This window comes from Streptomyces sp. CNT372 (assembly GCF_000377145.1).
The window spans coordinates 55,167-75,720 of record NZ_KB897789.1; the positions used below are offsets into that span (position 1 = coordinate 55,167).

Annotated in this window: 13 protein-coding genes; 2 read left to right on the forward strand and 11 right to left on the reverse strand. The window is 73.6% G+C overall.

Going from position 1 to position 20,554, the window contains the following annotated elements; genetic code table 11:
- Positions 1–218 precede the first annotated feature (218 nt).
- From C593_RS0124455 to C593_RS0124500, 10 genes are all read right to left on the reverse strand, one after another.
- Positions 219–1,913, reverse strand: a complete 1,695-nt coding sequence (locus C593_RS0124455; RefSeq protein ID WP_018849965.1) for a proline--tRNA ligase — start codon at positions 1,911–1,913, stop codon at positions 219–221.
- Between the two features lie 65 nt (positions 1,914–1,978).
- Positions 1,979–2,560 carry a GNAT family N-acetyltransferase gene (locus C593_RS0124460; protein WP_018849966.1) on the reverse strand — a complete coding sequence of 194 codons (582 nt, stop codon included), beginning with the start codon at positions 2,558–2,560 and terminating at the stop codon, positions 1,979–1,981.
- A 41-nt stretch (positions 2,561–2,601) separates the two neighbouring features.
- Positions 2,602–3,462 carry a GNAT family N-acetyltransferase gene (locus C593_RS0124465; RefSeq protein WP_078521848.1) on the reverse strand — a complete coding sequence of 287 codons (861 nt, stop codon included), beginning with the start codon at positions 3,460–3,462 and terminating at the stop codon, positions 2,602–2,604.
- A gap of 163 nt (positions 3,463–3,625) precedes the next feature.
- The gene (ispG, locus tag C593_RS0124470; protein ID WP_078521851.1) at positions 3,626–4,783 is read right to left on the reverse strand and encodes a flavodoxin-dependent (E)-4-hydroxy-3-methylbut-2-enyl-diphosphate synthase; all 1,158 of its coding nucleotides are present in this window, start codon (positions 4,781–4,783) and stop codon (positions 3,626–3,628) included.
- Between the two features lie 191 nt (positions 4,784–4,974).
- Positions 4,975–6,273 carry a site-2 protease family protein gene (locus tag C593_RS0124475; protein WP_018849969.1) on the reverse strand — a complete coding sequence of 433 codons (1,299 nt, stop codon included), beginning with the start codon at positions 6,271–6,273 and terminating at the stop codon, positions 4,975–4,977.
- Positions 6,270–7,541, reverse strand: a complete 1,272-nt coding sequence (gene dxr, locus C593_RS0124480) for a 1-deoxy-D-xylulose-5-phosphate reductoisomerase (RefSeq protein WP_026278036.1) — start codon at positions 7,539–7,541, stop codon at positions 6,270–6,272. The genes C593_RS0124475 and dxr overlap by 4 nt, the downstream gene beginning before the upstream one ends.
- Before the next feature lie 85 nt (positions 7,542–7,626).
- On the reverse strand, positions 7,627–9,600 hold the full coding sequence (locus C593_RS0124485) for an acyl-CoA dehydrogenase family protein (RefSeq protein ID WP_018849971.1): 1,974 nt from the start codon (positions 9,598–9,600) through the stop codon (positions 7,627–7,629).
- A 180-nt stretch (positions 9,601–9,780) separates the two neighbouring features.
- Positions 9,781–11,226: an aldehyde dehydrogenase family protein gene (locus C593_RS0124490; protein WP_018849972.1), complete on the reverse strand. Its 1,446-nt coding sequence runs from the start codon at positions 11,224–11,226 to the stop codon at positions 9,781–9,783.
- A 725-nt stretch (positions 11,227–11,951) separates the two neighbouring features.
- Complete coding sequence (locus tag C593_RS0124495) at positions 11,952–13,562, reverse strand: PucR family transcriptional regulator (protein WP_018849973.1); 1,611 nt, start codon at positions 13,560–13,562, stop codon at positions 11,952–11,954.
- A gap of 221 nt (positions 13,563–13,783) precedes the next feature.
- Positions 13,784–16,003, reverse strand: coding sequence for an ATP-binding protein (locus C593_RS0124500; RefSeq protein WP_018849974.1), 2,220 nt, complete (start codon positions 16,001–16,003; stop codon positions 13,784–13,786).
- A 386-nt stretch (positions 16,004–16,389) separates the two neighbouring features.
- Between C593_RS0124500 and gabT the strand changes: the two genes are divergently transcribed.
- A complete protein-coding gene (gene gabT / locus C593_RS0124505; RefSeq protein ID WP_018849975.1) occupies positions 16,390–17,724 on the forward strand; it encodes a 4-aminobutyrate--2-oxoglutarate transaminase in 1,335 nt (444 codons plus the stop codon).
- A 376-nt stretch (positions 17,725–18,100) separates the two neighbouring features.
- A complete protein-coding gene (locus C593_RS0124510; protein WP_018849976.1) occupies positions 18,101–18,745 on the forward strand; it encodes a phosphatase PAP2 family protein in 645 nt (214 codons plus the stop codon).
- Here C593_RS0124510 and C593_RS0124515 read toward each other — a convergent pair.
- Complete coding sequence (locus C593_RS0124515; protein ID WP_018849977.1) at positions 18,696–20,498, reverse strand: glycoside hydrolase family 18 protein; 1,803 nt, start codon at positions 20,496–20,498, stop codon at positions 18,696–18,698. The genes C593_RS0124510 and C593_RS0124515 overlap by 50 nt on opposite strands.
- Positions 20,499–20,554: the final 56 nt, after the last annotated feature.

The following is a 20,554-nucleotide window of genomic DNA, read 5'->3' on the forward strand; positions in this document are numbered from 1 at the left end:
GGTGTCCTCAATCGCCGGACGGGCTGAAAAAGCACGCGGCACCGGGCTGCGCACCACATCCTCGACACCCGACGGGCTGAAAAGCCCCCGGCGCCGCGTCCGCCGACGCACGGCGCGGGCTGAGAACAGCCCGCTCGGGGCAGGGCGCAGCCCGGAGGGCAACGCCTTGGGGCGCGCCACCCGCGGTGGCGCGCCCCAAGGCGTTGAACAGGCGCGCGTCAGCGCGAAAGGCGCGCGACGGCCTCCGCGACCGGGAGTTCCTCGCGCTCGCCCGTGCGGCGGTCCTTGAGTTCGACGACGCCCTCGGCGGTGCGGCGGCCCGCGACGAGGATCTTCGGGACGCCGATCAGCTCCGCGTCGGTGAACTTCACGCCCGGCGAGACACCGGCCCGGTCGTCGACGAGGACCCGCAGCCCGGCCGCGCCGAGCTGCTCGGCCACGTCGAGGGCGAGTTCGGTCTGCGCCGCCTTGCCCGCGGCGACCACGTGCACATCGGCGGGGGCGACCTCGGCGGGCCAGCACAGGCCCTGCTCGTCGGCGTGCTGCTCGGCGAGGGCGGCGACCGCGCGGGAGACGCCGATGCCGTAGGAGCCCATGGTGACGCGGACGGGCTTGCCGTTCTGGCCGAGGACGTCGAGCTGGAAGGCGTCGGCGTACTTGCGGCCCAGCTGGAAGATGTGGCCGATCTCGATGGCGCGGTCCAGCTTCAGGCCGGTGCCGCACCTGGGGCAGGGGTCGCCGTCCTCGACCACCACGACGTCCAGGTACTGGTCGACCTCGAAGTCACGGCCCGCGACGACGTTCCGCGCGTGCTTGCCGTCCTTGTTGGCGCCGGTGATCCAGGCGGTGCCGGGGGCGACGCGCGGGTCGGCGAGGTAGCGGACCTTCTCCAGGCCCTGGGGGCCGACGTAGCCGCGCACCAGGTCCGGGCGGCCGGTGAAGTCCTCGGCGGTGACCAGTTCCACGACGGCGGGCGCCAGGTGCTCGGCGAGCTTGCCGAGGTCGACCTCCCGGTGGCCGGGCACGCCGACCGCCACGATCTCGCCGTCCACCTTGACCAGCAGGTTCTTCAGGGTGGCCGAGGCGGGGACGCCCAGGTGCTCCGCGAGGGTCTCGATGGTGGGGGTGTCGGGGGTGTCCAGCTCCTCCACGGGGCCGTGCGCCGAGCCGTCGACCGGGGTGAGGGCGAGGGTGACCGCCTCGGTGTTGGCGGCGTAGTCGCAGTTCGGGCAGTCCGCGAAGGTGTCCTCGCCGGCGGCGGCGGGGGCGAGGAACTCCTCGGAGGCGGAGCCGCCCATCGCCCCGGAGACCGCGGAGACGATGCGGTGGTCCAGGCCGAGGCGCTCGAAGATCTTCACGTACGCCGCGCGGTGCAGGGCGTAGGACTCGGCGAGGCCCTCGTCGGTGGTGTCGAAGGAGTAGGAGTCCTTCATCTGGAACTCGCGGCCGCGCAGGATGCCCGAGCGGGGGCGGGCCTCGTCGCGGTACTTCGTCTGGATCTGGTAGAGCATCACCGGCAGGTCCTTGTAGGACGTGCACTGGTCCTTGACGGTCTGGGTGAAGATCTCCTCGTGGGTCGGGCCGAGGAGGTAGTCGCCGCCCTTGCGGTCCTTGAGGCGGAAGAGCAGGTCACCGTATTCGTCCCAGCGGCCGGACGCCTCGTAGGGCTCCTTGGGCAGCAGGGCGGGCAGCAGCACCTCCTGGGCGCCGATGGCGTCCATCTCCTCGCGCACGACCCGGGTGACGTTCTCCAGGACGCGCTTGCCCAGCGGCAGCCAGGTCCAGATGCCCGCGGCGTTGCGGCGGACGTAGGCGGCGCGGACGAGGAGCTTGTGGCTGAGCGTCTCGGCGTCCGCCGGGTCGTCACGCAGTGTCTTGACCATCAGACGGGACATGCGCTGGACCTGGGCCATGGTGAACTCCTGCTCGGAACGTGTGATGTCCAGGAGGTTAGCCGGGCGGCGCGCGCTGGCGGAAATCAGTTCACCGCGGTCCCGCCCCGCACCTGCCGCGGGCCGCCCCGCAGCAGCGGCAGCGGCGCGCCCATCACGGCGTAGGGGCTGGGGGCGCTGGGGAAGACGACCCGGCGGGCCAGGTCCCGGTAGCCGAGGCTGCGGTAGAGGCGGCGGGCGGGGCTCTCGGTGTCGACGGCGGAGAGGATGGACCGCGGCTCCTCGGCGCCGTCGGTGAGGGCGGTGATCAGCTCCCGGCCGATGCCCCGGGCCTGGTGGGCGGGGTGGACGTGGAGTTCGGTGATGACGAAGGCGTCGTCGAGCCAGCCGTCCGCGCCGTCCGCCCGCAGATGGGGTTCGACGACGGTGGACCACCAGTGGGAGCGGTCGTTGGGCATCCCGTAGACGAAACCGACGAGGCGGCCGTCGGGGGTGGTCGCGCCCAGCGCCCGGGCGCCGGGGTTGGTGAGGTGCCGCAGGACGATCCAGCGGCGGATGTCGATCTCCTCCTCGCTCAGCCCGAAGGCGAGCGCCTGGACGGCGAGGGCCTCGTCGACCCGGGCCGCGAGGTCGAGCGGGCCGGTCGCGACATCGGGGTCTGGTGCCATGGCCGCACCCTACTGGCCGCCCGGACGCAGGCGCGCGGCCCTCAGAACAGGACGCTCATGAACGCGCCGACCTCACGGAAGCCGACCCGGCGGTAGGAGGCCCGCGCGGGGGTGTTGTAGTCGTTCACGTAGAGGCTGACGACCGGGGAGACGTCGGCGAGGGCGTAGCGCAGGACGGCGGCCATGCCGGTCTCGGAGAGGCCCCGGCCGCGGTACTCGGGCGCCACCCAGACGCCCTGGATCTGGCACGCCCGGGCGGTCGCGGCGCCGATCTCGGCCTTGAAGACGACCTTGCCGTCCTCGATGCGGGCGAACGACCGCCCGGTGCCGACGAGTTCGGCGACCCGGGCCTGGTACAGGAGGCCGCCGTCGCCGGCCAGCGGGGAGACGCCGACCTCCTCGGTGAACATGGCCACGCACGCCGGCATGATCAGGTCCATCTCGTCCTTGCGGATGCGGCGGACGTAGGGGTCGGGCTCGATGTCGTCCGGGACCTTCTCGGTGACCATCAGCGGCTGGTTGGCGCGTACGTCGCGGGCCGGCCCCCAGCTCGGTTCGAGGAGCCGCCACAGGGCGGCGGTGGGCTCGGCGGGGCCGACGATGGAGGAGCAGCGGCGGCCGGTCCTGCGGGCCCGGTCGGCGAAGGCGCGGATGGCGTCGGGGGTGGCGCAGACCGGGACGAGGTTGGCGCCGGAGTAGCACAGGGAGCGGAGCCGGCCGTGCTCGTACCAGCCCCAGAGCTCGCCGCCGAGCCGCCAGGGGTCCAGGCCGGCGACCTGCACGCGCGCGGTGACGAAAGCATTCGCCACGGGGTCGCTCTCCAGGAGGGCGAGCGCGGCGCCGAGTTCGCCGGGGTCGAGGACCCGCGTGGTGGTCTGCGTCAACACAAGGGGCCTCACCATACGGTTTGCTGGTTCTGGCACTGTACCCGCCACCCCCGTGCCGTGCCGATCCGATGGCCGGACCCGCACCCCGGCGCGGAGCCCGGCACGGCGAAGGCCCCGCCGCCGCCGACGGGCGGCGCTGCGGAGCCTTCACGGGAGTGCGGTGCGGTGCGCGGCTCGGTCAGCCGGCGACGGAGACCTGCGGTTCTCCGGAGGCGACGCCGTCCTTCTCCATCTGCTCGGCGATCTTCATGGCCTCGTCGATCAGGGTCTCCACGATCTTGGACTCGGGCACGGTCTTGATGACCTCGCCCTTGACGAAGATCTGGCCCTTGCCGTTGCCGGAGGCGACCCCGAGGTCGGCCTCGCGGGCCTCGCCGGGGCCGTTGACGACACAGCCCATCACGGCGACGCGGAGCGGGACCTCCATGCCCTCCAGGCCGGCGGTCACCTCCTCGGCCAGCTTGTAGACGTCGACCTGGGCGCGGCCGCAGGAGGGGCAGGAGACGATCTCCAGCCGGCGCTGGCGCAGGTTGAGGGACTCCAGGATCTGGATCCCGACCTTGATCTCCTCCGCGGGCGGGGCGGAGAGGGAGACCCGGATGGTGTCGCCGATGCCCTCGGAGAGCAGGGCGCCGAAGGCGACCGCGGACTTGATGGTGCCCTGGAAGGCCGGGCCGGCCTCGGTGACGCCGAGGTGGAGCGGGTAGTCGCACTGGGCGGCGAGCTGCCGGTAGGCGTTGACCATGACGACCGGGTCGTTGTGCTTGACCGAGATCTTGATGTCCCGGAAGCCGTGCTCCTCGAAGAGGGACGCCTCCCACAGGGCGGACTCGACCAGGGCCTCGGGGGTGGCCTTGCCGTACTTCTCCAGCAGGCGGCGGTCGAGGGAGCCCGCGTTGACGCCGATCCGGATGGGGGTGCCGGCCTCGCCCGCGGCCTTGGCGATCTCCTTGACCTTGTCGTCGAACTGCTTGATGTTGCCCGGGTTGACCCGGACCGCGGCGCACCCGGCGTCGATCGCGGCGAAGACGTACTTCGGCTGGAAGTGGATGTCGGCGATCACCGGGATCTGGGACTTCCGGGCGATCGTCGCGAGGGCGTCGGCGTCGTCCTGGGTGGGGCAGGCGACCCGGACGATCTGGCAGCCGGAGGCGGTGAGCTCGGCGATCTGCTGGAGGGTGGCGCCGATGTCGGAGGTCCTGGTCGTCGTCATCGACTGCACCGACACGGGTGCGTCGCCGCCGACCGCGACCGAGCCGACCTGGATCTTCCGGCTGACCCGGCGGTCGGCGAGCTTGGTCGGAACGGACGGCATTCCGAGAGAAATTGCAGTCATCTGCTGTGCAACCCCAAGGTGTGGATCGAGGTCCCGAGATCGGCGGGCTCCAGCACCCGAGATTACGGCACTGGCGTTCGGCGGAGCACATCGCACACGGGAAGTCCACCCAAAGGGGACGGCCGGACACCAGGAGTGTCCGGCCGTCGATGGCGTGTTCCTGTCCGCCGCCGGGGTGCCCCGGACGCCTCCTAGCTGATGCGCACCGGGTTGACGATGTCCGCGACGAGGACGAGCAGGGTGAAGCAGATGAAGATGCCGGCCACCACGTAGGCCACGGGCATCAGCTTCGCCACGTCGAACGGACCCGGGTCGGGGCGCCGGAACAGCTTGGCGAAGCCGCGCCGGACGGACTCCCACAGGGCGCCCGCGATATGACCGCCGTCGAGCGGGAGCAGCGGGAGCATGTTGAACAGGAAGAGCGAGAGGTTGAAGCCCGCGAGGAGCATCAGGAAGGTCGCGATGATGTTCTGCGTGGGCATGTCCAGGTTGAGGACCTCGCCGCTGAGCCGGGCCGCGCCGACCACGCCGACGGGCGAGTCCTCCGCGCGTTCGCCGTCGCCGAAGGCCGCGTCCCAGAGGGCGGGGATCTTGGTCGGCAGGGCGACGATGGACTCGGCGCCGTTCTGGATCATGTCGCCCATGCGGTCGACGGAGTCCCCGAAGGAGAGCGGCAGGATCTCCGTCCGGGCGGCGAAGCCCAGGTAGCCGGCCTTCTCGTACCCCTCGACCACCTCGCCGTCGGCGTCCTTCTTGACCACGACGTTCTCGCGGAGGGTGGCGTTCAGGGTCTGCTCGGCCCCGTTCCGCTCGACGGTGATGGCGGCCGGGCCGATGGTCTCGCGGATGCGCTCGGAGAGGGTGGGCCAGTCGGCGACCGGCTGCCCGTTGAAGGCGACGATCCGGTCGCCCTCCTTCAGGCCCGCCTCCAGGGCGGGCGAGGGGTCGTCCGCGGCGGTGCAGGTGTCGCGCTTCTCGCTCTGCTCGATGACGCACTTCTGGACGCCGGCGACCTCGGTGGTCTGGGTGGGCGTGCCGAAGCTCATCATCACGCCGAGGAAGATCGCCACCGCGAGGACCAGGTTCATGAACGGCCCGGCGAACATCACGATCACGCGCTTCCACGGCTTGCGCGTGTAGAAGAGGCGCGTCTCGTCGCCCGGCTGGAGCTCCTCGTAGGCGGCGGTGCGGGCGTCCTCGATCATGCCCCGCCAGGGGGAGGTCGAGCGTGCCTCGATCCTGCCGTCGTCGCCGGGCGGGAACATGCCGATCATCCGGATGTAGCCGCCCATGGGGATGGCCTTGATGCCGTACTCGGTCTCCCCCTTCTGGCGGGAGAACAGGGTCGGGCCGAAGCCGACCATGTACTGCGGCACCCGGATGCCGAACAGCTTCGCCGTCGACAGATGGCCCAGCTCGTGCCAGGCGATGGAGATCAGCAGCCCCACGCCGAACAGCACTATGCCGAGGACCGTCAACAGAATCGTCATGCGCGAGCCTCCGCGGGCCGTTCACCGCCGCTGTGGGCGTACTTCGCTGCCGTCTCACGGGCCCGGGTGCGGGCCCAGGCGTCCGCCTCGAGGACGTCCGCCACCGTGAGGGAGGTTCCGGGCGCGGGCGTGCCGTGCTCGGAGACCACCTCGGTGACCGTATCCATGATGGCGTTGAACGGCAGCCTTCCGGCGAGGAAAGCCTCCACGCACTCCTCGTTCGCCGCATTGAACACGGCGGGCGCGGTGCCGCCCAGCTCCCCCACGTGGCGGGCGAGCCCCACGGAGGGGAAAGCCTCGTTGTCGAGGGGGAAGAACTCCCAGGTGGAGGCGGTGGACCAGTCGAAGGCGGGGGCCGCGTCGGGCACCCGCTCGGGCCAGCCGATGCCGACGGCGATGGGGCCGCGCATGTCCGGCGGGGTGGCCTGGGCGAGGGTCGAGCCGTCCGTGAACTCCACCATCGAGTGGACGTAGGACTGCGGGTGGACGACGACCTCGATGCGGTCGAAGGGGATGTCGTAGAGCAGATGCGCCTCGATCACCTCCAGCCCCTTGTTCACCAGGGTCGCGCTGTTGACGGTGATCACCGGGCCCATCGCCCAGGTGGGGTGCGCGAGGGCGTCCTCGCGGGTGACCCCCTCCAGCTCGGCGCGGGTGCGGCCGCGGAACGGGCCGCCGGAGGCGGTCACCACCAGCTTGCGCACATCGGCGCGGGTGCCGGCGGCGAGCGCCTGGAAGAGGGCCGCGTGCTCGGAGTCGACGGGGATGATCTGCCCCGGCTTGGCGAGGGCCTTGACCAGCGGCCCGCCGACGATCAGGGACTCCTTGTTGGCCAGGGCGAGGGTGCGACCCGCCTCCAGCGCGGCGAGGGTCGGCGCCAGGCCGATGGAGCCGGTGATGCCGTTGAGGACCGTGTGGCAGGGCGAGGCGGCCAGCTCGGTCGCCGCCTGCGGGCCCGCCAGGATCTCGGGCAGCGGCTCGGTGCCGTAACGCGCGGCCAGCGCCTCGCGCAGGGCGGGCACGGCCTCCTCGCGGGCGACCGCGACGGTGTCGACGCCCAGCTCGCGCGCCTGCTCGGCGAGCAGGCCGACGCGCCCGCCGGCGGCGGAGAGCGCGGTCACGCGGAAGCGGTCGGGGTTGCGCAGGACGAGGTCGATCGCCTGCGTGCCGATGGACCCGGTCGAGCCGAGGACCACGACGTCACGGCGTCCCGGTGCGGGATCGAACGTCAGATGCGGATCGGCGAGGGGTGCTGGGCTGTCGCTCATCCCCCCATTGTGGCCGCTGAATCCGTCGCTCCGGGCACGGCCCCACCCGTGGGGGACGCGGGCGGGGCCGTGCGCGGGAGGCGGGTCAGCGGATGGGGCGGTGGACGTTCTCCCGGGTGGACGGCCCGGGGGTCTGGTCGGCGATCCAGGGGCCCTCGCCGCTCGGGTCGACGATGCCGTCCTCCAGCCAGGTGTACGTCCCCGACAGCACGCCCTTGACGACGGTGGTGTCGATGTCGTCGGTGTTGGACCACAGCCGGCCGAACAGCTCCTCGACGCGCAGCCGGGCCTGCCGGCAGAACACGTCGGCGAGCTGGTACGCCTCGCGGCCGTGCTCGCCCGAGGCCCGCAGGTGCTCCGCCCGCACACAGGCGGCGCTCATCGCGAACAGCTCCGCGCCGATGTCCACGATCCGGCCGAGGAAGCCCTGCTTGGTCTCCATCCGGCCCTGCCAGCGGGACATCGCGTAGAACGTGGAACGTGCGAGCTTGCGGGAGGTGCGCTCCACGTACCGCAGGTGGGCGGCGAGGTCCGGGTGGCCGGCCGGGTGGAACTCGCGGAAGGCGACGGGGACCTGCCCGGCGCCGGTGACCAGCCTGGGCAGCCAGCGGGCGTAGAAGGCGGCCGCGTTGGCGCCCGCCCGGGCCTTGTCCCCGGCGGTCTTGTCCGGGTCGATGATGTCCCCGGCGACGGCCAGGTGGGCGTCGACCGCCTCCCGGGCGATCAGCAGGTGCATGATCTCGGTGGAGCCCTCGAAGATGCGGTTGATCCGCAGGTCGCGCAGCAACTGCTCGGCCGGGACGCCCTTCTCGCCGCGCGCGGTGAGGGAGTCGGCGGTCTCGAAGCCGCGGCCGCCGCGGATCTGGACCGTCTCGTCGGCCATCAGCCAGGCCATCTCGGAGCCGTAGAGCTTGGCGAGGGCGGCCTCGATGCGGATGTCGTTGCGGTCCTCGTCCGCCATCTGGGAGGAGAGGTCGAGCACCGCCTCCAGGGCGAAGGTGGTGGCGGCGATGAAGGAGATCTTCGCCCCGACGGCCTCGTGGCGGGCGACCGGCCTGCCCCACTGCTCGCGGACGGCCGACCACTCGCGGGCGATCTTCAGACACCACTTGCCCGCGCCCACGCACATCGCGGGCAGCGAGAGGCGCCCGGTGTTGAGCGTGGTCAGCGCGATCTTCAGCCCGGCGCCCTCGGGGCCGATCCGGTTGGCCGCGGGCACCCGGACGCGGTGGAAGCGGGTGACGCCGTTCTCCAGGCCGCGCAGGCCCATGAAGGCGTTGCGGTTCTCGACGGTGATGCCCTCGCTGTCCGCCTCGACGACGAAGGCGGTGATGCCGCCCTTGTGGCCCTCGCTCTTCGGGACCCGGGCCATGACGACGAGGAGGTCCGCGACGACGCCGTTGGTGGTCCACAGCTTCACGCCGTCGAGGACGTAGTCGTCCCCGTCCGGGACGGCGGTGGTGGCGAGGCGGGCCGGGTCGGAGCCCACGTCCGGCTCGGTGAGCAGGAAGGCGGAGATGTCGGAGCGCGCCAGACGGGGCAGGAACCGCTCCTTCTGCTCCTCGGTGCCGAACTGCTTGAGGGGCTGCGGCACGCCGATGGACTGGTGCGCGGAGAGCAGCGCGCCGATCGCGGGGCTGGCCGAGCCGACCAGCGCGAGCGCCTTGTTGTAGTAGACCTGGGTGAGGCCGAGGCCCCCGTACTTGGGGTCGATCTTCATACCGAGGGCGCCCAGTTCGCGCAGGCCGTTGATCACCTCGTCGGGGATACGGGCGTCCCGCTCGATCCGCGCGCCGTCGATGTGTTCCTCGCAGAAGCGGCGGAGCCTGTTGAGGAACTCCTCGCCGCGGCGGGTGGCCTCGCCGGTGGGCATGGGGTGCGGGTGGATCAGGTCGAGCCGGAAGCGGCCGAGGAAGAGCTCCTTGGCGAAGCTGGGCTTGCGCCAGTCCTGTTCACGCGCCGCCTCGGCCACCTGGCGCGCCTCGCGCTCGGTGACCTTGGGCCGGGCACGGGTGGGGTCGGCAGCCGGGTCGACCGGCTTGTCGGGTGGGGCGGACATACAGCTCACCTCGCCACGGGTAGGGGCCGGACGGAAGGACTGCCGGCCGGCACTGCCACTCGTCCCCTGGTACCCGATAAAGGCGGCCCGCACCAGCCCTGCAACGGGATGTTCCGGACACGCGAAGCGGCCGGAGCCCCCGCACAGTGGGCTCCGGCCGCGGTCTCGCGGGCGCGTCGGCTACAGGGCCAGTCCGGTGAGGACCATGACGCGCTCGTAGGTGTAGTCCGCCATGGCGTAGGCGACGCCCTCGCGGCCGACGCCGGACTGCTTGGCTCCGCCGTAGGGCATCTGGTCGGCGCGGTAGGACGGGACGTCACCGATGATCACGCCGCCGACCTCCAGGGCGCGGTGGGCGCGGAAGGCGGTCTGCAGGTCGTGGGTGAACACGCCCGCCTGGAGGCCGTACTTGGAGTCGTTGACGGCGGCGAACGCCTCGGCCTCGCCGTCGGCGCGGGTGACGCTGAGGACCGGGCCGAAGACCTCCTCGCCGGCGAGGGTGACGCCGTCGGGCAGGTCGGTAAGGACGGTCGGCGCGTAGGAGGCGCCGTCGCGCTTGCCGCCGGCGAGCAGCTTCGCGCCCGCGGCCACAGCCTCGTCGACCCAGGACTCCACGCGCTTGGCGGCGTCCTCGCTGACCAGCGGGCCGACGTCGGTGGCGTCGTCGGCCGGGTCGCCGGTGACCTGGGCCCCGACCGCGGCGACGATCTTCGGCAGCAGGCGGTCGTAGACGCTCGCGTCCGCGATCACGCGCTGTACGGAGATGCAGGACTGGCCGCCCTGGTAGTTGGAGAAGGTGGCGATACGGCTCGCCGCCCAGTCCAGGTCCTGCTCGCTCGACCAGTCGGCGAGGACGACCGCCGCGCCGTTGCCGCCGAGCTCCAGGGTGCAGTGCTTGCGCGGGACCGAGTCCATGATCGCGTAGCCGACCGGGCCGGAGCCGGTGAAGGAGATGACCGGCAGGCGCTCGTCCTGGACGAGGGCGGGCATCCGGTCGTTCGGCACGGGCAGCACGGACCAGGAGCCGGCCGGGAGCTCGGTCTCGGCGAGCAGCTCACCGAGGATCAGGGCGGAGACCGGGGTGGCCGGGGCCGGCTTGAGGATGATCGGCGCGCCGACGGCGATGGCCGGGGCGACCTTGTGGGCGCTGAGGTTCAGCGGGAAGTTGAACGGGGCGATGCCGAGGACGACGCCCTTGGGGATGCGGCGGGTCAGCGCGAGGCGGCCCTGGCCGCCGGGGTCGGTGTCGAGGCGCTGCGCCTCGCCGCCGTTGAAGCGGCGGGCCTCCTCGGCCGCGAACCGGAACACGGACACGGCCCGGCCGACCTCGCCCCGGGCCCACTTGACCGGCTTGCCGTTCTCGGCGGAGATCAGCCGCGCGATCTCCTCGGTCCGCTCGACGAGCCGCCGCGACACGTGGTCCAGGGCGGCGGCGCGGACGTGGGCGGGGGTGGCGGCGAACTCGTCCACCACGGCGTACGCGGCGGCGACGGCCTCCTCGACCTGCGCCTCGGTGGGCACGGACACCTGGCCGACGAGGCTGCCGTCCCAGGGGGAGGTGACGTCGAACGCGGTCTCGCCGGTGGCCTGGCGGCCGGCGAGCCAGAAGGCGTGGGTGGAAGTCATAGCGGGGGTCCGGCCCTTCCGAAGTGGTGGGGGTTACTGCCTCTGCCCACACGGTAGGGCCGCGGGAGCGGTTGGTCGTTTGTCCGTGGTGGAGTGGTGGCGCGGCTGCCCTCGCCGCTTTGGCGGGGCGCATGCCTTCGCGCCGTGGGCGCCGGGTCCCGAGGGGCCGAGGGCGCCCCCGGAGCCGGGCGCCCGCGCCGGGAGGGGCGGATACCGAGCGCTCGCGCCTCGGGGGTGCTTCCGCCCGGGCACACTTCCACCCCCGCCCGGGCCGGGAACGGACGGCACCAGGCGCTCGCGCGCCCCGGGGGCGACTCCACTCCGGCCCGGCCCGGCGCCCGCGCCTCGGAGTACTTCCGCCCCGACCCGGGCCCGGCGCCCGCGCCTCGGAGCACTTCCGCCCCGACCTGGGCCCGGCGCCCGGGCCGGGAAGAGCCGACCCAAGCGCTCGCGCGCCGGGGGCGACTCCGCTCCGGGAAGTGCCGGCGCCCATCCGGGAAGGGCCGGCGCCGAGCGCCCGCCCCTCGGGGCACTTCCACCCCGGCCCGGGCCGGGCGTGCGCCCCGTTCCGGGCCGGCGAGTGAGCCGGAGGGACGCGCGGGGGCCGAAAGGGAGGCCGCGCGCAGACCCGAGGACGAGGGACCGAGCACGGCCGGCGGTCGGCATCCGCCGAAAGCGCCCGAGGCGCCGCGGCCCGAGAAGGGGCCCTGGAGGCGAACCGAGCCTCAGTACTTCAGCGCGAGCCAGAGTTCCATGCGGACGTCCGGGTCGTCGAGGGAGCGGCCGAGGATCTCCTCGACGCGGCGCATGCGGTAGCGCAGGGTGTGGCGGTGCACGCCGAGGTCGGCGGCGGCCGCGTCCCACTGGCCGTGGCGGGAGAGCCAGGCGCGCAGGGAGGCGACGAGGTCGCCGCGGCCGGTGGCGTCGTGTTCGCGAAGGGCGCGGAGGAGGCCGTCGGCGAAGGCGCGGACCGCGTCGTCGGCGAGGAGGGGAACGATGGAACCGGTCGCCAGTTCCTCGTGTTCGACGAAGGCGCGGCCCCGGCGGCGGGCCACCGACAGGGCCTGTTCGGCCTGTTTGTACGCGCCCGCCGCAGCGGTGGGCCCGGTCGGGGCGGAGAGGCCGAGGAAGAGCCCGGCCTCCTCCGCCTCCGCGTCCCCGTACGCGGCCGCGCAGTGCGCCGCGACCGTGCCGCCGTCGGCGGCCAGGACGGTCAGCCGGTCGCCGGGCCCGGGGACGACGAGGACGGGCTCGCCCGCCTGGGCCGCCGCGGCCTCCAGGGTCTCGGCCAGGGCGGGCAGCGGGCGGGCCCCGGCGCCCTCCGCCCCGCGGCCCTCGCGTCCGCGGCCCTCGCGTCCGCCGCCCTCGCGTCCGTCGCCCTCGCCCCGGTCGGCCGCGGGCTCCGCGACCAGCAGCCTGAAGGGCGCGTCGAGCAGGTCGCCGTACAGGTCGCCCGCGACGGCCCGGGCGTGGTCGGGCTGTCCCGCGAGCAGCATCCGGACGACGGCCGCGCCGAGTCGCTGCTCCGCCGCCTGGAGGGTGCGCGAGCGGGCCGTGGCGAGGGTGAGGAGGGCGACGGCCGAGTGGACGGCGTACCGCTCGCCCGTGCCGAGCGGGGCCCCGGTCCCGACCGCGAGCGCGCCCCGGACCCGGCGCCCGGTGCCCAGGGACTGGAGCTCCACGCGGTCGTCGCCGTCGGCGTCCCCCACCACGGCGCTGGCCGGGGCCGCCCGCTCGCGCAGGCGCACCACGTCGGCGGTGTGGCGGGCGGCCCGGCGGGCGGCCCATTCGGGTGCGGAGGCGACGACCGCGCCGGAGGCGTCGTACAGGGCCGCCCAGCCGTCGACATGGGCGGCGAGCCGGGCGACGACCGCGGCGGGGCCCTCGGCGAGGGCGGCGCGGGTCAGCTCGCGCTGCGCCTCGAAGCCCGCCGTCACGGACCGGTACTGCTCGGCGGCGATGGCGGCCGAGACCGCCTTGGCGATGGCGAGGAAGGGGGTGCGCCGGGGTACGGCGAGCAGCGGCAGCCCCTCCTCCTCGGCGGCCCGGACGAGGGCGTCCGGCACGTCCTCGTAGTAGACGCCGACGGCGAAGCCGAGCCCCACGACGCCCGCGCCGACCAGGCGGCGCACATAGCGGCGCATCGCGTCGGGGTCCTCGGCGTCGAGGGTCATGGCGGTGACGAGCAGGAGTTCGCCGCCCTCCATGTAGGGGACGGGGTCGGCGAGCTCGCTGACGTGGGCCCAGCGCACCGGTGTCTCCAGCCGGTCCGCCCCGGCGCGCACGGTGAGCTTGAGCGCCGAGTGCTGCACGAGCGAGGCGAGAGTGGGCGGCATGGGTCCTCGGGGGCTTCGCGGGCGGGCCGCGGCGGCACGCACCGCCACGGGTTTACGCCGTCCCGTATGAACGGCCACCCTCGATTCTGCCAGGGAGTACCAAAGCGGGGGGACGACCGGGAGTGGCCGCCCACGCGCCCGCCCCCTCACGCGCCCCCGCCGGGAACGCCCGCTCCGCCCGTGCGCCCCTCACGCGCCCCCGTCGGACACGCGCGCTCCCGTCAGGTCCGCAGGTCCACCAGGAGCGGCGGAGCGTGGTCCCCGCCGACGCTGGTGAGGGAGAGCACGGCGTGTCCGGCCGGCACGGCGTGCGCCAGGTCGGAGGCGGACCAGCGGGCCCGTTCCACCTCGCGCACGGTCACCGCCTCGGCGGTGGCCGCCTTGCCGGTGACCAGGCGGCGCATCAGGTGCAGGGCCTTGGTCAGGGGCTCGTCGGAGATGATCTGCCGGTTGGTGACGTCCCGGGTCTGGACCCACTCGGTGCCCCAGGTCTCGGCGAAGCGGTTGCCGTCCCAGGGGGCGAGCCCGGCGAAGGCCATCCGGCAGCCGACGGCCCCCAGCAGCGGACCGCGCAGGGTCTCGGGGACGTCCTCCAGGCTGCGCAGGGCGAACACCACCCCGGCGTTGGCGCTGCGCAGGCGCTGGACGGCACGGACCGCATCGGCGGTCACCGTGGAGGAGGCGTCGTCCAGGACGAGGCAGGCGAAGAGGGACCGGTCGTCGCGGGTGAGGGCCGCGTCGGTGAACTGGGCGAGGACGAGGCGGGCGAGGATCCGGGACGCCTCGGCGTGACCGCGTTCGGGGAGGTCGACGCGGACCCGCAGGGGGTGCTCGATCGCCCGCAGGGAGAAGGGGCGTCCACCGCCGTCGGTGCGGAAGGAACCGGCGAACGCGGGCCGGTCCAGGTAGGCGACGCGTTCCGCGAGGAGAACGCCGATGTCGTCGGCGCGGGCCGACTGGCGTTCGCGGGCGTCGAGTTCACGGAGCTGGGAGGCCTCCCCCGCGGCCCGCAGCGCGGCGCGCAGGGCGCCGGTCGCCTCGGGTGCTCCGCCGAGGAGTTCGCGGAGTTCGGGGATGCCGGGGAAGTGCCCGTGGACGGCGCGGTAGGGGCCGATGAGCTGGGCGAGGGCGGTGGCGGCCCGCCGGCTGTCGCCGCCGGGCAGTGCGGCGGCGAGATCCCCGACCAGTGCCTCCGCGAGAGTGCGGGCGGCCTCGTCGGGGTCGTCGGCACCGCCGTAGAGGTCCAGGTCGTGGGTCGAGTCGGGGCGGCCGACGGAGACGACCAGGTCGAAGGCGTCGTCGGGGGCGATGCCGGAGCCCTGGGCGGTGACGGCGACGACGGCGGCCCGGTTGGCGAGGGCCAGCAGGCACAGCGACTCGACGACCGGGCGGACCAGGCGCACGCTCTTGCCGGAGCCGGAGGGCCCGACGGCGACGAGGGAGGTGCCGAGCAGGGCGGGCTCCAGGGCGAGGCCGGTGGTGCGGCGCGCGTACGGGTTGCGGTCGTCGTCGACGACGGTGCCGATGCGCACCTGGGCGGTGGCGAGATCGTGGCGGGCGGTGCGCACCGGCAGGTCGCGCAGTCCGGACGGGTGGGCGCAGGCGGCGGGGCCGTCCCGGCGGACGGTGTCGGCGAAGGCGGCGAGCCGTTCGGGGCGGGCGTGCACGCTCTGCCAGGCGCGCCGGATACGGGCGACGTCGACGTCGCCGAGGGTCCCGGAGCGGGTGGCCTCGGCGAGCCGGGCGGCGGCCTCGGGCAGTCCGGCGCGCTGGATCTCGGGCCATTCGGCGGGGTCGGCCCCGGGCGGGGGCGGTGCCGCGAGGCCGCCCCGCCGGGCCTCCAGCCGGCGCCGTACGGCGGGCCGGCGGCCGGCCCGGCCGACGGCGGCGACCAGGGCGACGGCGAGCAGCACCCAGTAGACGTTGGACACCCACAGCAGCCAGCTGGTGCGGGGCATCTCCCGCCACACCCCGGGCAGCAGCACGAACAGCGGCCAGACGGGCACCCCGAAGCGCTGCCACACCTCGCCCCAGTTGCCGACCCGGCCGAAACCGCGGGCGAGCAGGGAGAGGATCAGGGCGTAGTAGAGGTAGGCGACGACGACGTACAGCTCGGTGTAGGAGCTGGTGCCCGAGCGCCAGTCCTCGGGGACGAGCCACAGCATCGGCAGCAGCCACCAGTCGTCGACGAAGATCCACCAGCCTTCGAGGTAGCCGTTCCAGAGCAGCGACCAGAGCAGCCAGCCGCAGAGGTAGGCGATGAACGCGCCGCTCAGGAGCTGGCGGGCGGGGACCGGGTCGGGCGCCTGGTCGGGGCGCTCGACATGGCCGAAGCGCCAGACGCCGGGGGCGGCGGCGGGCCGTGCGGTGCGCAGCCACTCGACGAGGGCGGGCCGGGTGACCGGGGCGTGGGCGGGCCGCCGGGGTGCGCCCGGGGGCACGAGGGGTGCCTCGGGTGGCGGTCCGGCCGGACGGGGCACGGGTTTGGCGTGTGTGCCGCGTGCGTCGAATGTGCCTTCGGATTCCATGAAACCGCTGCCCCCTGACCAGCCAGGCCCGCCGTGTGCACGGTCAATCTAGTGCCAGGCGCTGGGGAGTTCAGCGACTCGGGCGGGTGTCGGGCCGCCGGCCGCGCGTTCCGGGCCCGGTGCCGGACGCCCGTGCGCGGCGTCCGGTGCCTCCTATGGCCGTCACGGACAACGACACACCCCTCAACACTCCCGATCGGCGCATGCCCGCACCCCGCCCCCGGACCTAGCCTGCGAAGAAAGACATCCAGCGTCCGGACACACCTCTCCGTACCCCCGTACACCCCCAGGAGCCCCGCATGACCGCTATCCCGCAGGAGCGCCGCGTCGTCACCGCCATCCCCGGCCCGAAGTCGCAGGAGCTTCAGGCCCGCCGCACGGCCACGGTCGCCGGCGGTGTGGGGTCCGTGCTTCCCGTGTTCACGGCCCGTGCGGGCGGCGGGATCATCGAGGACGTGGACGGCAACCGTCTGATCGACTTCGGTTCCGGCATCGCCGTGACCTCGGTCGGCGCCTCCGCGGAGGCCGTGGTCCGCCGCGCCTCCGCGCAGCTCGCCGACTTCACCCACACCTGTTTCATGGTCACTCCTTACGAGGGCTACGTGGAGGTCTGCGAGGCGCTGGCCGAGCTGACCCCGGGCGACCACGAGAAGAAGTCCGCGCTGTTCAACTCGGGCGCCGAGGCCGTCGAGAACGCGGTCAAGATCGCCCGCTCGTACACGGGCCGCCAGGCCGTCGTCGTCTTCGACCACGGCTACCACGGCCGCACCAACCTGACGATGGCGCTGACGGCGAAGAACATGCCGTACAAGAACGGCTTCGGCCCGTTCGCGCCCGAGGTGTACCGGGTGCCGGTGGCGTACGGCTACCGCTGGCCGACCGGCCCGGAGAACTGCGGCCCGGAGGCCGCCGCCCAGGCGATCGACCAGATCTCCAAGCAGGTCGGCGCGGACAACGTCGCCGCGATCATCATCGAGCCGGTGCTCGGAGAGGGCGGCTTCATCGAGCCCGCGAAGGGCTTCCTGCCCGCGATCGCGCAGTTCGCCAAGGACAACGGCATCGTCTTCGTCGCGGACGAGATCCAGTCCGGCTTCTGCCGCACCGGCCAGTGGTTCGCCTGCGAGGACGAGGGCGTGGTCCCGGACCTGATCACCACCGCCAAGGGCATCGCGGGCGGTCTGCCGCTCGCCGCCGTGACCGGCCGCGCCGAGATCATGGACGCCCCGCACGCGGGCGGCCTCGGCGGCACCTACGGCGGCAACCCGGTCGCCTGCGCCGGTGCGCTCGGCTCCATCGAGACGATGAAGGAGCTGGACCTCAACGCGAAGGCGAAGCGGATCGAGGAGGTCATGAAGGGCCGCCTCGCCGCGATGCAGGAGAAGTTCGACGTCATCGGCGACATCCGGGGCCGGGGCGCGATGATCGCCGTCGAGCTGGTGAAGGACCCGGCGGGCAAGGAGCCCCACCCGGAGGCGGCCGGCGCCCTCGCCAAGGCCTGCCACGCCGAGGGCCTGCTCGTCCTCACCTGCGGGACCTACGGCAACGTGCTGCGCTTCCTGCCCCCGCTGGTGATCGGCGAGGACCTGCTGAACGAGGGCCTGGACATCCTGGAGCAGGCGTTCGCGGGCATCTGATCCCTGGCCCGCCCGGGCCGGCCAGGAGGGGAGCCCCCCGCCTGTGAAGAAGCTGTGGGGGGCCGATGGCGGGATGGGAATCCGTCTGTCGGTCCCCCCGCCCTCTGCCGTACGGTCGTCGCAGATGAGAGAAACACCCGCACCGGGGGCGACCCCGGGCGACTCCGGGACGGAGCCTCCCCAGCCCCGACCCGGTCGTGCCACCGCGCACACCGCCGGAGCCCTGGGCTCCGGATCTCCTCACCGATCGGACGGCCGCCCGCCCCACACCCCCCGGGGCGCGCGGCGAGCCGATCAGGCCGGCCGTGACGGAACAATCCCCCCTGTTCCGATACGGCCGGCCTCTCGGCGTTCGGGGCCGGCCGCCGCGTACGCGGTGTTCGCGCTCTGCTGCGCCCTCTTCGCCCTGGTCACCTGGCAGGTGGCGGCGGACGGACCGCTGCGGGTGGCGGACGAGCGACTGGGGCGGGCGGTCTTCCGGCACGTGCCGGACGCCGTCACCGAACCCCTGGCCGACCTCGGCAACATGACGGTCGCGCCCCTGGTGCTCGCCGTCGCACTGGCCTGGTCGCTGTGGCGGGGCCGGCGGGACACGGGCCGGACGCCGTGGCGGCCCGCCGCGTCCGCCGTCCTCGCGCTGCTGGCCGTGCCCGCGCTCGTCGCGCCGCTGAAGGCGCTGATCGCGCGGCCGGGACCGCTGGAGCCGGGCACGGGCTGGTACCCCTCCGGGCACACGGCGACCGCGATGGTGGCCTACCTGTGCGCGGCCCTGCTTCTCACCCCGTATCTGCGCCGCCGATGGGCGATGCCCGTCGCCGTGGTGCTCACGGTGGCGACGGGCATCGGGCTGGTGCTGCGCGGCTACCACTGGCCGCTGGACGTGCTCGGGAGCTGGTGCCTGTTCGGCGCGGTGCTGCTGCTCCCGGCCGTGGTCCGCGGGCTCCCGGTCGAACCGCTGTACCGCGCCGGGGTCAGCGCCAGGCGTAGGCGTCGAAGTTCCGGGAGAACTCCCAGCCGTTGAAGCGGTCCCAGTTGATCGACCAGGTCATCAGTCCGCGCAGGGCGGGCCAGGTGCCGTGGGTGCGGTAGGAGCCGCAGTCGGTGCCGCGGGTGAGGCAGTTGAGCGCCTTGTTCACCTCGGCCGGGGTGGTGTGCCCGTTGCCCGCCTGGGTGGAGGCGGGCAGGCCGATCGCGACCTGCTCGGGGCGCAGGGCGGGGAAGAAGCGGTTCTGGTCGCCCGCGACGGGGAAGCCGGCGAGCAGCATGTCGGTCATGGCGATGTGGAAGTCCGCGCCGCCCATGGAGTGGTACTGGTTGTCCAGGCCCATGATCGGGCCGGAGTTGTAGTCCTGGACGTGCAGCAGGGTCAGGTCGTCGCGCAGGGCGTGGATGACCGGCAGATAGGCGCCGGCGCGCGGGTCCTGGCCGCCCCAGGGCCCGGAGCCGTAGAACTGGTACCCGAGCTGGACGAAGAAGGTCTCCGGGGCCATGGTCAGCACGAAGTCCTGGCCGTACCTGGCCTTGATGGTCTTCACGGCCGAGATCAGGTTGACGATCACGGGTGAGGTGGGGTTGCGGAAGTCGGTGTCGCCCTTGTCGAGGGACAGCGAGTGGCCCTCGAAGTCGATGTCCAGGCCGTCCAGGCCGTACTCGTCGATGATCTTCGAGACGGAGGTGACGAAGGCGTCCCGGGCGCCCGTGGAGGCGAGCTGCACCTGGCCGTTGGCACCGCCGATGGAGATGAGGACCTTCTTGCCCGCGGCCTGCTTGGCCTTGATCGCCGCCTTGAACTCGGCCTCCGACTCGACGTTCGGGCACTCGGCCTTCGGGCAGAGGGAGAAGCGGATGTCGCCGGAGGTGGCGGTGGTCGGCTCCCCGAAGGCGAGGTTGACGACGTCCCAGGAGTCCGGCACGTCCGCCATCCGCGTGTAGCCGGAGCCGTTGGCGAAGCTGGCGTGCAGATAGCCGACCAGGGCGTGGGCCGGGAGTCCGTCCCCGCCGCCCCCGCCGCTCTCCGCGGTGGTCGCGGAGACGGCGGCGGACTTCGCCGACTCCCCCGCCTCGTTGTACGCGGCGACCTGGAAGCTGTAGGCGGTCGCGGGGGTCAGCCCGGTGACGGTGGCCGAGGTGCCGGTGACCGTGGCGACCCGCTGGGCGCCCCGGTAGACGTGGTAGCCGCTCGCGCCCGCCGAGGCGTTCCAGCTCAGCGGCACGGAGGTGGCGCCGGGGGCGCCCGCGCGCAGATTCCCGGGGGCGGCGGGGACGGTGACCGGGTCACCGCCGGGGCCGATGAGGGAGAGGTCGTCGGCGAGGTAGGCGGGGGTGCCGTACCAGCCGTGGGTGTAGAGGGTGACGGACCGGGTGGCGGGGCCGGTGCGGAAGGTGGTGGTGAGCTTCTGCCAGGTGGGGGCGGAAGCGGTCCAGGTGGACACGTCGGTGGTGCCGGTGCCGGAGGCGCCCAGGTAGACGTAGGAGCCCTGGACCCAGCCGCTGAGGGTGTAGGCGGAGTCGGGCTGCACGGTGACGGTCTGGGAGCAGCGGGCGTTGTCGGAGCCGGCCGGGGTGGCGCGCAGGGCCGACGTCCCGCTGCGGACGGGCGAGGTGACGGTCCGGCCGCTGTCCGCGGTGCAGCTCCAGCCGGTCAGCCCGGCCTCGAAGCCGCCGTTGCGGGCGAGTTCGGTGTCCGCGGCGGTGGCGGCCGGGGCGAGGGCGACGAGCAGGGAAGCGGCCAGGGCGGTGGCGGCGAGAACGGCGGCGGGTCTGGTGCGGTGCACAACTGCCTCCGGACAGGGGGGTGGTGGAGAGGTGCGGCGCGCACAACATGGTCCAG

What these genes read in the sequence shown, in the direction of transcription:
- C593_RS0124455 (WP_018849965.1), bottom strand. Translation starts at nt 1,913, where the DNA reads ATGGCCCAGGTCCAGCGCATGTCCCGTCTGATGGTCAAGACACTGCGT.
- C593_RS0124460 (WP_018849966.1), bottom strand. Translation starts at nt 2,560, where the DNA reads ATGGCACCAGACCCCGATGTCGCGACCGGCCCGCTCGACCTCGCGGCC.
- C593_RS0124465 (WP_078521848.1), bottom strand. Translation starts at nt 3,462, where the DNA reads ATGGTGAGGCCCCTTGTGTTGACGCAGACCACCACGCGGGTCCTCGAC.
- ispG (WP_078521851.1), bottom strand. Translation starts at nt 4,783, where the DNA reads ATGACTGCAATTTCTCTCGGAATGCCGTCCGTTCCGACCAAGCTCGCC.
- C593_RS0124475 (WP_018849969.1), bottom strand. Translation starts at nt 6,273, where the DNA reads ATGACGATTCTGTTGACGGTCCTCGGCATAGTGCTGTTCGGCGTGGGG.
- dxr (WP_026278036.1), bottom strand. Translation starts at nt 7,541, where the DNA reads ATGAGCGACAGCCCAGCACCCCTCGCCGATCCGCATCTGACGTTCGAT.
- C593_RS0124485 (WP_018849971.1), bottom strand. Translation starts at nt 9,600, where the DNA reads ATGTCCGCCCCACCCGACAAGCCGGTCGACCCGGCTGCCGACCCCACC.
- C593_RS0124490 (WP_018849972.1), bottom strand. Translation starts at nt 11,226, where the DNA reads ATGACTTCCACCCACGCCTTCTGGCTCGCCGGCCGCCAGGCCACCGGC.
- C593_RS0124495 (WP_018849973.1), bottom strand. Translation starts at nt 13,562, where the DNA reads ATGCCGCCCACTCTCGCCTCGCTCGTGCAGCACTCGGCGCTCAAGCTC.
- gabT (WP_018849975.1), top strand. Translation starts at nt 16,390, where the DNA reads ATGACCGCTATCCCGCAGGAGCGCCGCGTCGTCACCGCCATCCCCGGC.